The 14657-nt window shown below is 62.3% G+C and carries 13 protein-coding genes and 1 pseudogene; 8 read left to right on the forward strand and 6 right to left on the reverse strand.

The genetic code is table 11. The features are described from left to right. Window positions 1-3: 3 nt before the first annotated feature. Window positions 4-1152, reverse strand: coding sequence for an efflux RND transporter periplasmic adaptor subunit (locus QF039_RS02455; protein ID WP_003219800.1), 1149 nt, complete (start codon window positions 1150-1152; stop codon window positions 4-6). Window positions 1153-1438: 286 nt separating this feature from the next. On the opposite strand from QF039_RS02455, the gene QF039_RS02460 reads away from it, so the two are divergent. Beyond that, window positions 1439-2071, forward strand: coding sequence for a TetR family transcriptional regulator (locus tag QF039_RS02460; protein ID WP_003219798.1), 633 nt, complete (start codon window positions 1439-1441; stop codon window positions 2069-2071). 230 nt (window positions 2072-2301) lie between these two features. Here QF039_RS02460 and QF039_RS02465 read toward each other — a convergent pair whose 3' ends face one another. The 3 genes from QF039_RS02465 to QF039_RS02475 are packed head-to-tail and all read right to left on the reverse strand — an operon-like array spanning window position 2302 to window position 4878. Next, a complete protein-coding gene (locus QF039_RS02465) occupies window positions 2302-3357 on the reverse strand; it encodes an alkene reductase (RefSeq protein ID WP_003219797.1) in 1056 nt (351 codons plus the stop codon). A 26-nt stretch (window positions 3358-3383) separates the two neighbouring features. Continuing rightward, on the reverse strand, window positions 3384-4550 hold the full coding sequence (locus QF039_RS02470) for an MFS transporter (RefSeq protein ID WP_307516735.1): 1167 nt from the start codon (window positions 4548-4550) through the stop codon (window positions 3384-3386). A gap of 13 nt (window positions 4551-4563) precedes the next feature. Then, window positions 4564-4878 (reverse strand): helix-turn-helix transcriptional regulator, encoded by a 315-nt coding sequence (locus QF039_RS02475; protein ID WP_003219793.1) that lies wholly within the window; start codon window positions 4876-4878, stop codon window positions 4564-4566. A 156-nt stretch (window positions 4879-5034) separates the two neighbouring features. On the opposite strand from QF039_RS02475, the gene QF039_RS02480 reads away from it, so the two are divergent. Next, complete coding sequence (locus tag QF039_RS02480; RefSeq protein ID WP_003219791.1) at window positions 5035-5619, forward strand: ACP phosphodiesterase; 585 nt, start codon at window positions 5035-5037, stop codon at window positions 5617-5619. 109 nt (window positions 5620-5728) lie between these two features. Here QF039_RS02480 and QF039_RS02485 read toward each other — a convergent pair whose 3' ends face one another. Next, the gene (locus QF039_RS02485; RefSeq protein WP_003219789.1) at window positions 5729-6520 is read right to left on the reverse strand and encodes a lysophospholipid acyltransferase family protein; all 792 of its coding nucleotides are present in this window, start codon (window positions 6518-6520) and stop codon (window positions 5729-5731) included. Further along, window positions 6520-7275, reverse strand: a complete 756-nt coding sequence (olsB, locus tag QF039_RS02490; protein ID WP_008431132.1) for an L-ornithine N(alpha)-acyltransferase — start codon at window positions 7273-7275, stop codon at window positions 6520-6522. The genes QF039_RS02485 and olsB overlap by 1 nt, the downstream gene beginning before the upstream one ends. A 1043-nt stretch (window positions 7276-8318) precedes the next feature. Here olsB and QF039_RS02495 point away from each other — a divergent pair. The 6 genes and pseudogenes from QF039_RS02495 to QF039_RS02520 all read left to right on the forward strand — a co-directional run bounded on the left by QF039_RS02495 (window position 8319) and on the right by QF039_RS02520 (window position 14656). Continuing rightward, window positions 8319-9398 (forward strand): serine hydrolase, encoded by a 1080-nt coding sequence (locus QF039_RS02495; RefSeq protein ID WP_307516738.1) that lies wholly within the window; start codon window positions 8319-8321, stop codon window positions 9396-9398. Then, window positions 9395-9709, forward strand: a complete 315-nt coding sequence (locus QF039_RS02500) for an amidase (RefSeq protein ID WP_177021695.1) — start codon at window positions 9395-9397, stop codon at window positions 9707-9709. The genes QF039_RS02495 and QF039_RS02500 overlap by 4 nt, the downstream gene beginning before the upstream one ends. Before the next feature lie 129 nt (window positions 9710-9838). Further along, window positions 9839-11015, forward strand: a pseudogene (locus QF039_RS02505) (M20 aminoacylase family protein). 56 nt (window positions 11016-11071) lie between these two features. Beyond that, window positions 11072-12382, forward strand: coding sequence for a citrate-proton symporter (locus tag QF039_RS02510; RefSeq protein ID WP_008430884.1), 1311 nt, complete (start codon window positions 11072-11074; stop codon window positions 12380-12382). Then, window positions 12379-13821 (forward strand): amidase, encoded by a 1443-nt coding sequence (locus QF039_RS02515; RefSeq protein ID WP_307516742.1) that lies wholly within the window; start codon window positions 12379-12381, stop codon window positions 13819-13821. The genes QF039_RS02510 and QF039_RS02515 overlap by 4 nt, the downstream gene beginning before the upstream one ends. Window positions 13822-13885: 64 nt before the next feature. After that, window positions 13886-14656, forward strand: coding sequence for a helix-turn-helix domain-containing protein (locus QF039_RS02520; RefSeq protein ID WP_008430887.1), 771 nt, complete (start codon window positions 13886-13888; stop codon window positions 14654-14656). Window position 14657: the final 1 nt, after the last annotated feature.

The following is a 14657-nucleotide window of genomic DNA, read 5'->3' on the forward strand; positions in this document are numbered from 1 at the left end:
GAATTACTCCCCTTGACCAGCAGCGGCAGCAGGAGCAGCAGCGGAACCGGCGGGTTTGGCGTTATCAGCGTCCTTGACCTTGACTTCGATGCCCGGCTTGATGAATTGCAGGCCTTCGGTGATCACACGGTCACCGGCGTTCAGGCCTTTTTCCACCAGCCAGTAGGCGCCGGTAGTACGGTTGGCCACCAGTACACGTTGCTCGACCTTGTTGTCCTTGTTCACCACCAGCGCGGTCGGGATGCCCTTCAGGTCGCGGGTCACGCCTTGCTGTGGTGCCAGGATGGCCTTGCTGTTCACACCGGCTTGCAACTGCGCGTGGACGAACATGCCCGGCAGCAGGGTGTGGTCAGGGTTCGGGAATACGGCACGCAGGGTCACGGAACCGGTGGTTTCGTCGACCGAGACTTCGGAGAATTCCAGCTTGCCTTCCACGCCGTAGGCGGTGCCGTCTTCCAGGGTCAGCTTGACCTTGGCCGCGTTTTCGCCGGCTTTTTCCAGTTGGCCGCTTTCCAGGTCGCGACGCAGTTTCAGCATCTCGGCAGAGGACTGCGTGACGTCGACGTAGATCGGGTCCAGTTGCTGGATCACTGCCATGGCGTCGGTCTGGCCGTTGCTGACCAGCGCGCCTTCGGTGACCGAAGAGCGACCGATACGCCCGGAGATCGGGGCAAACACCTTGGTGTAGCGCACGTTGATCTGGGCCGTTTGCACGTTGGCTTCAGAGGTCATGCGGTTGGACACGGCGGTGTCGTATTCCTGGCGGCTGACGGCCTGCTCATCGACCAACTGCTTGTAGCGATCGGCAATCGACTTGGTCTGGGCGAGGTTGGCCTGGGCGCTTTTCAGCGAGGCGTCATACACCGACGGATCGATCTGATAGAGCTGCTGGCCTTCCTTGACGTCGCCCCCTTCCTTGAACAGACGCTTGAGAATGATGCCGTTGACCTGAGGGCGAACCTCGGCAATGCGGTAGGCCGTGGTGCGGCCTGGCAGCTCGGATGTCAGGGTAAAGGCTTGAGGTTGAATAGTGACCACGCCGACCTGAGGGGTTTGAGCGGGCGGAGCCGCTTCTTCCTTTTTACATCCGCTGAGCAGCGATGCCAGGGCGACGGCAGTAACCAGGGCGGTAACAGCTGGCTTAAGTTGCATGAAGATCCTCGGGTCAGGCGCGCAGAGTGCGCACAAGAAGTGTGGAAGGGTAAAAAACAGGCACTGAGTGGATAAGTAGCTTGCTACGCAATATACTTACGTTCATGGTTGTTTGTAAACTCTTGACAGGCTTCGCGGAATGTTGACAAAGCAGCGTCCAAAGCCTCGATTCTAGTACGTTCGGCGCCCTTGACGGCGTCGTCCCACAATTATTCAGATGGTCGTTAGCGGCGGTTGAGTCTGCGTTACCGATCACCCCAAGTCTCCTGATTGAGGTTTTACTGCCATGGTTCGTCGTACCAAAGAGGAAGCTCAGGAAACGCGCAGCCAGATTCTTGAAGCGGCCGAGCAGGCCTTCTACGAGCGCGGGGTTGCGCGTACCACGCTGGCGGATATTGCCGCGCTGGCAGGCGTGACACGTGGTGCCATCTACTGGCATTTCAGCAACAAGGCCGACCTGGTGCAGGCGATGCTCGATACACTGCACGAGCCGCTGGATGAATTGGCCAGGGCCAGTGAGAGCGAGGACGAGGTCGATCCGCTGGGTTGCATGCGCAAGCTGCTGATTCATCTGTTCCATCAAGTGGCCCTGGACCCGAAGACCCGGCGCATCAATGAGATTTTGTTTCATAAGTGCGAATTCACCGATGAAATGTGTGATCTGCGCCGTCAGCGCCAGACCGCCAGCCTCGAATGCAACCTGCGCATCGGGCTGACCTTGCGTAACGCGGTCCATCGCGGGCAGCTTCCGGAGAATCTCGACACCGTACGTGCCGCGGTGTGCATGCACGCCTATATCGACGGAATTCTCGGCCAGTGGCTGCTGGTGCCCGACAGTTTCCAGTTGGCCCAGGACGCAGAGCGCTGGGTCGATATCGCGTTGGACATGCTGCGCTTGAGCCCTGGCCTGCGCAATTAAGACAAAATGCGTAATTGCGACCAGTTGTGTCAACAATAAACACCGGGGCTGGTCAATCAGGCTTTTCCCTGATTTTGTGGGGTGACGTTATATACGGGCTGGCGGGCGGTTGATAGGTAGTTGGCTAAGTATTTTGTAGCAATATTGTTGCAAGGCTGTGAAGGAATGTTTCCTGCGGCCCATAAAAAAGCCCCGGCTCTCGCAAGTCGGGGCTTTTTCGTTTCAGCAGATCAGAGTGCCAGGGTCGGGTAGTCGATGTAGCCGACCGGGCCTTTGGCGTAGAAAGTCTCTGGATGTGCTTCGTTCAGCGGTGCATCGGCCTTCAGGCGAGCCGGCAGGTCCGGGTTGGCGATGAACGGCACGCCGAATGCCACGGCGTCAGCCTTGCCCGAAGCCAGCCACGCGTTGGCGCTGTCCTTGGTGAAGCGTTCGTTGGCGATGTACGGGCCACCGAAGGCGGCTTTCAGTTGTGGGCCGAGGCTGTCGCCCGCTTCCTTTTCACGGGAGCAGATGAACGCGATGCCACGCTTGCCCAGCTCTTTGGCGACGTAGGTGAAGGTTTCCGACAGGTTGGCGTCGCCCATGTCGTGTGCGTCGGCGCGTGGTGCCAGGTGCACACCGACGCGACCGGCGCCCCAGACTTCAATCACGGCGTCAGTGACTTCGAGCAGCAAGCGTGCGCGGTTTTCCAGGGAGCCACCGTAGTTGTCAGTGCGCTGGTTGGTGCTGCTTTGCAGGAACTGGTCGAGCAGGTAGCCGTTCGCACCGTGGACTTCCACGCCGTCAAAACCGGCGGCCTTGGCATTCTCGGCACCTACGCGGTAGGCGTCGACGATATCGGCGATTTCAGCGACTTCAAGGGCGCGCGGGGTAGGGTAGTCGGCCAGCGGACGCACCAGGCTGACGTGGCCCTTGGCTGCGATGGCGCTTGGGGCAACCGGTGCTTCGCCGTCCAGGTACGACTCGTGGGAGATCCGGCCCACGTGCCACAGTTGCAGGAAGATCTTGCCGCCTGCACCGTGCACGGCCTTGGTCACATTGGCCCAGCCGCGAACCTGGTCGTTGGACCAGATGCCCGGGGTGTCCGGGTAACCCACGCCCATTGGCGTTACGGAGGTGGCTTCGCTGAGGATCAGCCCGGCGGAAGCGCGTTGGACGTAGTACTCAGCCATCAGCGCATTGGGCACGCGACCGGCGTCGGCACGGCAGCGGGTCAGCGGCGCCATGATGATGCGGTTCGACAGTTCCAGGTCGCCCAGTTTGATCGGATCGAAAATAGTCGTCATGGGATAACACCCTTCTCTTTAGTTGATCAGTTAGTCGCGGGGGCCAGGTCGGCATCGCCGGTCTGACGGAAAGTAATCAGGGTCACCAGCAGCGCGAGCACGGCCAGTGCAGCAGCGGCCAGGGGCACGCTGGTCAGGCCGAAGCCGTGGGCAATCACGCTGCCGCCCACCCAGGCGCCGAGAGCGTTGCCGATGTTGAAGGCGCCGATGTTCAAGGTGGACACCAGGTTCGGTGCGGCCTTGCCGAAGGTCACCACGTTGATCTGCAGTGCCGGTACGGCGGCAAACGAGGCGGTGGCCCAGAGCAACAGGGTGATTTCAGTCGGGATCACGGCGACACTGGTCCAGGTCAGGACGGTGGACACCACTGCCATGCTGATGAACACGCCGATCAGGGTGGCAGCCAGGCGCTTGTCTGCCAGCTTGCCGCCGATGATGTTGCCGACGGTCAGGCCCAGGCCGATCAGCAGCAGGGTCCAGGTCACGCCCTTGGGAGAGACGCCAGTGACATCCCCCAGCAGCGGCGCGACGTAGGTGAAGAGGGTGAACATCGACGCAGCGAACAGCGCGGTCATGCTCAGCGACAGCCAGATGCCGGCGCCTTTGAGTGCTCTGAGCTCGGCGCGCATGTCGAGTTTTTCCTCGTCACGCTTGGCCGGCAGGAAGCGGATCAGGCCGATCAGGGCGATCACCCCAATCACCGTCACGGCCCAGAAGGTCGAGCGCCAGCCGGCTTCCTGACCCAGCGCGGTGCCCAGCGGTACGCCGAGCACGTTGGCCAGGGTCAGGCCGGTGAACATCAGCGCCACGGCCGAAGCACGCTTGTTGGCCGGCACCAGGTTGGCGGCGACCACCGAACCGATACCGAAGAAGGCACCGTGGCACAGCGCGGTGACCACACGGGCAAACATCAGCACGTTGTAGTCACTTGCCAGGGCGCAGAGCAGGTTGCCGATGATGAAGATGCCCATCAACGCTACCAGGGCGGCCTTGCGCGGCAGCTTGGCGGTGGCCAGTGCCATGAAGGGGGCACCGATGGCCACGCCCAGGGCGTAGCCGGTCACCAGCCAGCCGGCGCCGGGAATCGATACACCGAGGTCGGCCGCCACATCGGGCAACAGGCCCATGATGACGAACTCGGTCGTACCGATGGCGAAGGCGCTTAAGGCCAGGATGAGTAGCGAGAGAGGCATTGATGGGTCCTTGTTACAGCGGTGCGCTGAGTTCTTCGGTGAGCGCTTTGAGGAAGGCTTGGATCACGTCCTCATTGCGTTTGAAAAAGTGCCATTGGCCGGCCTTCTGGCTGCTGATCAGCCCCGCCCGTTGCAAGTTCGCCAGGTGCGCCGACACGGTGGACTGAGACAGCCCGCAGCGCTGGTCGATCTGCCCGGCGCAAATGCCGTATTCGTGGTTGTGCAACTGCTCGGGGAATTGCACTTTCGGGTCTTTCAGCCAGTTGAGGATGTCTCGCCGTACTGGGTGCGCCAGGGCTTTTATTATTTCGTCGAGGTCGATGGACATGGCAGTGATGCTCGGTTTTGTAAAACGTTATATCGCGATGAGGCGAACTTTAAATCGTTGTATCTCGATATACCAATATGATTTTGGTCTTAAACCAGATTGAATCGGTATATCGGGTTATAACGATACGTTGACGGCAGTGCTAGACTGCGCGCCATGAATTATCTCGCACATCTGCACCTCGGCGGCCAACTTCCTGCTCAATTGCTTGGCAGCCTGTATGGCGACTTTGTTAAAGGTCGCCTGCAAGGCCAATTCAGCCCGCAAATCGAGTCGGCGATTCAGTTGCATCGCTCAATCGATCGCTACACCGACAGTCATCCGCTGATCGGGCAGGCGCTGTCGCGCTTCACCCTGACCCGGCGCCGCTATGCCGGGATTGTCCTCGATGTGTTTTTCGACCACTGCCTGGCGCGGGACTGGGCGTTATATGCCGATCAGCCGCTGGAGCGATTTACCTCTGAGGTTTACCGGGTGCTCGCCGAAGAGCCGGCGTTGCCGGGGCGGCTGGCGCAGATTGCGCCGTACATGGCGGCGGATGACTGGCTGGGTTCGTACCGCGAATTTGCGGTGATGGAACAGGTACTTCGAGGCATTGGCCGACGCCTGACACGGCCCGAAGAACTGGGCCATGCCATGCAGGAATTACGAGCGCTGTACGAGCCGTTGAGCGAGGATTTTCGGGTGTTTTACCCAGAATTGCAGCGGTTCTCAAATAGCCAGTTGGCAATACAACTATAAATGTGGGAGCGGGCTTGCTCGCGAAAGCGGTGGGTCAGCTAATGAATCTGCTGACTGATGCACCGCCTTCGCGAGCAAGCCCGCTCCCACATTTTTCACCGTGCTCGCTTCAGGCCGCGAATGCTGGCCGCGCTGGCATTTGCTCAGCTTCTGGAAGGGGGCCAAACAACGCCTTCTGCACCGCCTGCTGCGCCTGGAACGCCAGCGCCGCACGTTCCTGCCCGGCGCAGGCAATCGGCTTGAGCAGATGGATTTCCACGTCGCCCTGGTCATTGCCGAACAAACGCATCAAGTGCGAGAGCAAATCATCGTCGCCAATAAACGGTGCCAGCGGGTCGATGTGGCCATCGCGCAGATAACGAATCGCCACCGGTTGCAGCGACACATCGGCATCAATCGCACTGGCCAGTAACCGCCCGTGGAACGTACGCAGGGCGCGGCCGTCGGTGGTGGTGCCTTCCGGGAACATCAACAGCGGGTGTTGTTGTTCCAGATGACGCGTCATCTGTTTGCGAATCAACTGGCTGTCCCCCGAACCTCGGCGGATGAACAGGCTGCCTGCCTTGGCGGCCAACCAGCCCGCCACCGGCCAGGTGCGCACCTCGGCCTTGGACAGGAACGACATCGGCGCCACCATCCCCAGCAGCGGGATATCGGTCCACGATACGTGGTTGCTGACCCACAGCATCGACTGTTGCGGCAACTCACCGTGAACGGTCACGCGAAAGGGCAGTGCGTTGGTCAGCCGTGCCATGAAAAAACGCGACCAGCGCTGCCGGCGCACCATCGAGTTGGCCACGCCCAGACGTTCAAACACGCCAAACACACTGGCCATGGTCAAACCCAGGGCCACCACCACCAGCACGCGGGCAATTCGCCCGTACACCCGAAGGCGGCTCATCACATGGCTGCCTTGAAGTGGCGGGCATACCGCGGGCACAGCTCGTCGCGCTTGAGCAGGATGAACACGTCGGCGACCTGGAAGTCTTCGTCCCAGCAGGGTTCGCCGCAAATCTTTGCACCCAGGCGCATGTAGGCCTTGAGCAAGGGGGGCATTTCGGCGATGACGTTGGATGGCAGGTCCAGTGCCGGCAGCGGCTTTTTCGGCTCGGCCCGCAGGTGTTCGTTGCACAGGTAGCGTTCGCGCAGGCGCTGCATGATCGCGTGGGCCTGGATGCCGCCGTCGTGCATAGGGATGCTTGCGCAGCCCATCAGGTAACTGTAGCCGCCCTGGTTGAGGACTTCGGCCAGCTCGCCCCACAACACGGCGATGGTGCCGCCGTTGCGGTAGGCGGGGTCGACGCAGGTGCGGCCGATTTCCAGGATGGGGCCTTTGAGGTGCAGCAGGCCGTGGAGGCTGAATTCTTCTTCGCTGTAGAAGCGGCCCAGGGTGGTGGCGGCCTGGTGGTCGAGCAAACGGGTGGTGGCGACGAGTCGACCGCTGTTCAAATCCCGCACGCCGATGTGGCTGCAGTGAACATCATAGTCATCCATGTCCAGGCCCAGTTCAGCGCCTTTCAGCTTGGCGTTGAATTCGCCGCTGAACACGTTGAACCGCAGGGCCTGGGCTTCCTGCAAAGCCTGGGCGCCGATCAGGCGTTCGGCTTGCAGGCGGCGTTCATTGCCGGTGTCGCTGATGCGGGCGATCTGAGTCATGGCGAGTCTCCGAGTGCCGGCCAGGGTTACGGCCGGTCGACTTGTTTGTGCCATGTCAGGCTATGTAGGGCCGGTGTCATCTCCATGAAGTTACGGTGACGCTTAGATGACAGGGGGCTTGGTGGTGGTTTGCAGGGGGATTGAGTACATATCCGTTATTTAGGTAACGGCGGCTTATGGTTCCGCTCTTACAGCGGGTCACTTTTGGCAAACGCCCCAAAAGTAACCAAAAGGTCTTTGCCCCACCACTCGGTGCCTCGCCTAGGCTCGGCATGCCCGCACTCCGGCCCGGTTCCGCGGGCCGCCGCGACGGGCCATCCATGGCCCGGCGCGGCTAAATCGGCATCCTTGCCGATTTACCCGCTCCACCGTGCCTACTTGCGGCCATCGTGGTTAACGGGGCCCGCAGATCAAGATCAAAAGCAAGAGCACAGCGGCCTACCGGCCGGCTTGAGTGTTTAGAAGCCAGATCAAAAGCCAGAGCGAAAGCCAAATCTGAAGCTGATGCAGCTCTGCTTTTCTGTGGGAGCTGGCTTGCCTGCGATGCAGACACCTCGGTGTATCAGGCAGACCCAGTTGATGCCATCGCAGGCAAGCCAGCTCCCACATTTGACCGTGCCCGCTTTAGCTTTTGATTTGGCTTTTAAACACTCAAGCCGGCCGGGAGGCCGCTGTGCCCTTGATCTGCTTTTGATCTTGATCTTAGGCGCCCCGTTAAACCACGCTGGCCGAACGCAGGCTTTGGAGCGTGGGTAACCCGGCAGGACGCCGGGTTAGCCGTCCTGGGCCAAGGATGGCCCATGACGGCGGCCCACGGTCCAAAGCCGGAGTGAGGGCACTCCGAGCCTAAGCGAGGAGCCGAGTGGTGGGGCAAGAGCGTTTTGCTTACTTTTGCGCTGTTCAAAAGTGAGCCGCTGTAAGAGCGGAACCCATATCAGCCATCACCCAAATAACGGATATGTACTCACCCCAGGGTCCGTAACAAAACCGTCATCCCCCTGGGCTAGGCTCGCGGGCTCGAACGCCCCACGAGTCCCAATTCCATGTTCAAAGGCCTGCTCTACGCCGCGCTGCTGTTCACCCTGACGGCCCACGCCGAAACCTGGCCGCAGAAGGATTGGTCCCAAGGCCAACCGCTAACCGGCCCGGCCGCCCAGGCCCTGGACGACTACGCCTTCCCACCCCGCGATGACACCAGCCGCAAAGGCGTCCGCACCGACGCCTTGCTGGTCATCCGCGACGGCCAGATCATCTACGAACGCTACGCCGCCCCCACCACCGCCAGCACCCCGCACCTGACCTGGTCCATCAGCAAAAGCCTGATGGCCACCGTGCTCGGCGTGGCCTTCGGCGAAAACCGCTTCAAACTCACCGACCCCGCCGCGCGCTTTTACCCGCCGATGAAACAACACCCCGGCGTGACCATGGCCGACCTGCTGCACTGGGCCTCGGGCCTCGACTGGCAGGAAGACTACGAATACGCCCCGCTGAAATCCTCGGTGGTCGCCATGCTCTACACCCGCGGCCACCACGACATGGCCGAGTTCGCCGCCGACACCGCGACCTCCAGCGCCCCCGGCCAGGCATTCCGCTATTCCAGTGGCGACAGCAATATCCTGTCCGCCACCCTCAAGGGCATGCTCGGCCACAAGGCCTACGTCGACTACCCATGGACCGCCCTGTTCCAGCCACTGGGCATCCACAACGCCACCTGGGAAAGCGATGCCGAGGAAACCTTCGTCGCGTCCTCATATGCCTACCTCACCGCCCGCGACCTGGCCCGTGTCGGCCTGCTGATGCAGCGCGACGGCCGTTGGGGCGAGCAACAGTTGCTGCCCAAGGAGTGGGTCGCGTTCAATCGCCAACCGTTCGACAAGTACAAGGCGGGCCAGGACGAAGCCGTTCCGGGCGGCCAATGGTGGCTCAACCGCGAAGTGCAGGGCGCCGCCAGACCCTGGCCGGACGCGCCCGCCGACACCTTCGCCGCCCTCGGCCACTGGGGGCAGGCGCTCTACGTGATGCCCGAAAAACAGCTGGTCATCGTGCGCTATGGCGACGACCGCGACGGCAGCTATCGCCACAACGAACTCCTCAAACGCGTCCTTGCAGCGGTGCAACCATGATCCGCCGTCATCCCTTCGTCAGTCTGTTGATCCTGCTGTTACTCGTGTTGCTCGGCTGGGTCTGGCACGAGCGGGTCAACCTGCAAGCCTTCCCCGACATCATCGCGGCCTACACCGCCAAGGAGTACTGCTCCTGCCGATATGTGGAGGGCAATCCCGCTGATTATTGCCAGGGTTATGTGAAGCAATACGTGCCCACCAGCGCCTTCACCGACAACCCTGAAAAACACCTCGTGACCGCCAGCGGCCTGGGCCGCGCCCACAGTGCCCAATGGCTGGGCCAACGCGAGGGCTGCCGCCTCTTGCCCTAATGCAGCCACAGGTGGGGCTGAGGTTCCACAGGGTGGAACCACCTTTGATTGTCCTCCTGCGCACATCGCGGTTATCTGGCGGTGTGCAACGAAAAAGAACGGGAACACCCGCCTGCGAGGAGAATCACCATGAGCCCACACCAGCACATCCTGGATTGGCTGAGCGATGTCGCCAGCGACCTGCACGCCGTGCGTCAGGACATTCACGCCCACCCCGAACTGGGCTTTGAAGAAAACCGCACCTCCGCCCTCGTGGCGCAATCCCTGCGTAACTGGGGCTACGAAGTCCACACCGGCATCGGCCAGACCGGCGTGGTGGGTGTGCTGCGCAATGGCAGCAGCTCGCGCAAGCTCGGTATCCGCGCCGACATGGACGCGTTGCCGATCATCGAAAAACACCGGCGCCAGCTACAGCAGCCAACACGCCGGCTGCATGCATGCCTGCGGTCATGACGGCCACACCACCATGCTGCTGGGCGCCGCGCGTTACCTGGCCGCGACCCGTCAATTCGACGGCACCCTGAACCTGATTTTCCAGCCCGCCGAAGAAGGCCAGGGCGGCGCCGAAGCCATGCTCGCCGACGGCTTGCTGGAGCGGTTTCCCTGCGACGCACTGTTCGGCATGCACAACATGCCGGGCTTGCCCGCCGGCCATCTGGGCCTGCGCGTTGGACCGATGATGGCCTCCCAGGACCTGCTCACCGTGACCCTCGAAGGCGTCGGTGGCCATGGCTCCATGCCGCACCTGACGGTCGACCCGCTGGTGGCTGCCGCCAGTATGGTCATGGCATTGCAGACCGTGGTGGCGCGCAATATCAATGCCCAGGAAGCCGCCGTGGTGACCGTCGGTGCCCTGCAAGCGGGCCAGGCGGCCAACGTGATTCCCCAGCAAGCACTGTTGCGTTTGAGCCTGCGTGCCCTGGATGCAAACGTGCGTGAACTGATGCTGGAGCGGGTCAAGGCGATCATCCTGACCCAGGCCGCAAGTTTCGGTTGCACCGCGCAGATCGAACATCGCCCGGCCTATCCGGTGCTGGTCAACCCTCCCGAAGAAACCGAATTCGCCCGCCAGGTTGGCGTCGCCCTGCTGGGTGAAGATGCCGTCGACGGCAACACCACCAAGCTGATGGGCAGCGAAGACTTCGCCTGGATGCTGCAACGCTGCCCCGGCAGCTACCTGTTTATCGGCAACGGCGTGTCGCGGCCGATGGTCCACAACCCCGCCTATGACTTCAACGACGACATCCTGTTGACCGGCGCCGCCTACTGGGGCGCGCTGGCCGAGAGCTGGCTCAAGCCCGCCTGACGACCTCTTTTTTCTGCCGCTGGACCCTTTTCCGACTGGTTGAATGGAGTGTTCCCATGCAGGCTTCAAAACAAGGTGTATCCCGCACCCGCCAAGTGGTGGCGGCGGTGATCGGCAATGCGCTGGAATGGTATGACTTCATCGTCTACGGCTTTCTCGCCAGCATTATCGCCCGGCAGTTTTTCCCCTCGGAGGATGAATACGCCTCGCTGCTGATGGCCCTGGCCACCTTTGGCGTCGGCTTCTTCATGCGCCCGGTGGGCGGGATTCTGCTGGGCATGTATTCGGACCGCAAAGGCCGCAAGGCTGCGATGCAACTGATCATCCGGTTGATGACCATCTCCATCGCCCTGATCGCTTTCGCCCCCAGCTATGCTGCCATCGGCATGGGCGCGCCGATGCTGATCGTGGTTGCGCGCATGCTCCAGGGCTTTGCCACCGGCGGTGAGTACGCCAGTGCCACGGCGTTCCTGGTGGAAAGCGCGCCGGCCCATCGCAAGGGATTGTATGGTTCCTGGCAGTTGGTGGGACAGTGCCTGGCGGTGTTCGGCGGCGCGGCGATGGTGGCGTTGGTCACGCACTTCTTCGAGCCGCACACCCTTGAAGTCTGGGGCTGGCGCCTGCCGTTCATCTTCGGCTTGCTGATCGGCCCGGTGGGTTTGTGGATCCGCCGGCACATGGAAGACCCCGAGGAATTTATCGAGGCACGCAAACAGGCCAAGGGTGCGGCGCCGAGCTTGATGGACGTCATCCGCGACCACCGCCGCAGCATCTTGGTATCGATGGGCCTGGCCTGTGGTGCAACGGTGTCGTTCTACGTGGTGCTGGTGAACATGCCGACCTTCGCCCACAAGAACCTCGGCCTGCCGCTGGACCAGGTATTGATGGTGCAGATGTTCGCGGTGGCGCTGATGACCGTGGTGATTCCGCTGTCCGGCCTGCTGTCGGATCGGTTCGGTCGGCGCCCGGTATTGATGGCGTTCACCCTGGCGTTTTTTGTGATGGTGTACCCGCTGTATGTGTGGGTCGCGGCGGCACCGTCCATTGAGCGTTTGCTGGTGATGCAGGTGATGTTGTGCACTGCCATCGGCGGCTTTTTCGGCCCGGCGCCGACGGCCCTGGCCGAGCAGTTTCCCATCGAAGTACGCTCCACCGGGGTGTCGGTGGCTTACAACGTGGCGGTGATGGTATTCGGGGGCTTTGCGCCGTTGATCGTCACCTGGCTCAGCAAGGTGCTGGGCACGCCGGTAGCCCCGGCATTTTATGTGCTGTTCGCTTGCGTCCTGACGCTGCTGGGCACTTACTGCATGCATGAGGCGCCACGGGCGAAACGACCGGCGCCGTTTTCCAGCGAGGTGAAACCTTGAGTATTGTTGAACTGGATGCCATCGAACTGTCTCGGGCGATCCATGCGCGGCAGGTGTCCTGCCATGAAGTGATGCAGGCGTATCTGGCCCAGGTCGAACGCTTCAACCCGACGGTGAATGCGCTGGTCTCGCTGCGCTCCCATGAGGACGTGCTGGCCGAAGCGGCGCAGCGTGATCGCGAGTTGGACCAAGGCCAATCCCGTGGCTGGATGCACGGCATGCCCCAGGCGATCAAGGACCTGGCGGCGACCCAGGGCCTGCGCACCACCCTCGGTTCGCCGCTGTTCGCCGAGCATGTTCCTCAAGAAGATGCGATCAGCGTGGCGCGGGTTCGGGCCAGTGGCGCGATCATCATCGGCAAGACCAACGTGCCGGAATTTGGCCTGGGCTCGCAGACCTACAACAGCGTGTTCGGCACCACCGGCAACGCCTATGACCCGCGCCTGGTGGCCGGTGGCAGCAGCGGGGGCGCGGCGGTGGCGCTGGCATTGCGCATGCTGCCGGTAGCGGATGGCAGCGACATGATGGGCTCGCTGCGAAACCCGGGGGCGTTCAATAACGTATTTGGCCTGCGTCCGTCCCAGGGTCGGGTGCCTCACGGGCCGGCGCCGGAGCTGTTCGTCCAGCAACTGGCCACGGAAGGCCCGATGGGTCGCAGCGTGGCGGATGTGGCGCGGCTGCTGAGTGTGCAGGCCGGCTACGACCCTCGGGTGCCGCTGTCGCTCAAGGAGGATCCGGCGGTGTTGGGTGCGCCATTGCAGCGCGACTTCAAGGGTGCACGCTTGGGCTGGCTCGGGGATTACAACGGTTACCTGCCGATGGAAGACGGCGTGATGAGCCTGTGCGAATCGGCCCTCAAGGACTTCGCTGCGCTGGGTTGCGAGGTCGAGCACTGCCAACCGGAATTTTCTCTGGAACGGCTGTGGCAGACCTGGCTGGTGCACCGCCATTGGCTGATCCAGGGCTCCCTCGGCGCGGCGTACGCCGACCCGCAAAAACGTGCACTGCTCAAGCCCGAGGCGCAATGGGAAGTGCAGGGCGGATTGCAACTGAGTGCGGCGGACGTTTACCAGGCTTCGATCAACCGCAGCGACTGGTACCGCGCCCTCGGCAAACTGTTCGAACGTTACGATTTCCTGTTGCTGCCCACCGCCCAAGTGTTCCCTTTCGATGCACAACAAGCCTGGCCACGCCTCGTCGCAGGGCGCGAGATGGACACCTACCACCGGTGGATGGAAGTGGTGATCGGCCCCACACTGGCCGGCCTGCCGAGCATGAACGTGCCGGTGGGTTTCAACCCCCAGGGCTTGCCCATGGGCCTGCAAATCATCGGCCCGGCCCAGGCGGACAGGGCGGTGTTGCAACTGGCGTACGCCCACGAACAACTGACCCGCTGGGTGCAGCGGCGACCGCCCGCTTGCCTCTCGGCGACTGGTTGAGCCGCGACGGGCCTGTATCTTGCTGTGAAATCAGATCATCCATCGGCATCAAGGAGATCGACACATGGGCAGCGACGCCGAGACGGGAACCGTACGCTCAGTAGGGCGGGCACTGGCGATCATCGAATTGCTCGGCGAGCATCAGGCGCTGGGGCTGGAAGAGTTGCATTACCTGACTCACCTGCCCAAGGCCACGGTCTCGCGGATGCTGCTGACCTTGCAGGAACAGGGCTGGATCTATCGTGGCCTCAGCGACCGGCGTTACCGCCTGCGGGCCAGACGGTTGTTCGGCGACACCCAGCAACGCTTCAAGCGCCAACTGGTGGAAAGCGCCGCGCCGTGGCTGCTGGACCTCAGCGAGCGCACCGGCCTGGTGGTGGACCTGTCGAGCTTCGACGGCGAACGCCTGGAGGTGATGGAAAGCGCGATCCCCACGGTGCTGCGCAAGCTCTACCCGAACAATTGCCAGATCGTCGGCCAGCACGCCAGCCTGTTTCATTCGGCCATGGGCAAGGCGTGCCTGTCGCAACTGTCGGCGGATGAAGTGCAGCGCCTGGCCGGTCGTGAGCATGTGGCGGAAGACGATCAATACCGGGCGTGTGAACAATCCCAGCACCAGGGGTTTGGCCAACGCACCGAAGGCTACTGGGAATACCCGGTGCGCCTGCCGTTCCTGATTCGCGCGGTGGCCTTGCCGGTGCGGGCCAATGGCCGGTTGGTGGGCAGCATGGCGCTGCATTGGCCGATGGATCAGGCACCGGTGGAACGGGTGCTGAGCCTGCACCTGGCCAGCCTGGAGTCGACGATTCGCGATGTGCAGCAGGCGTTGGCCTGAC

This window comes from Pseudomonas sp. W2I6 (assembly GCF_030815935.1).
In the GTDB taxonomy this organism is placed as follows: domain Bacteria; phylum Pseudomonadota; class Gammaproteobacteria; order Pseudomonadales; family Pseudomonadaceae; genus Aquipseudomonas.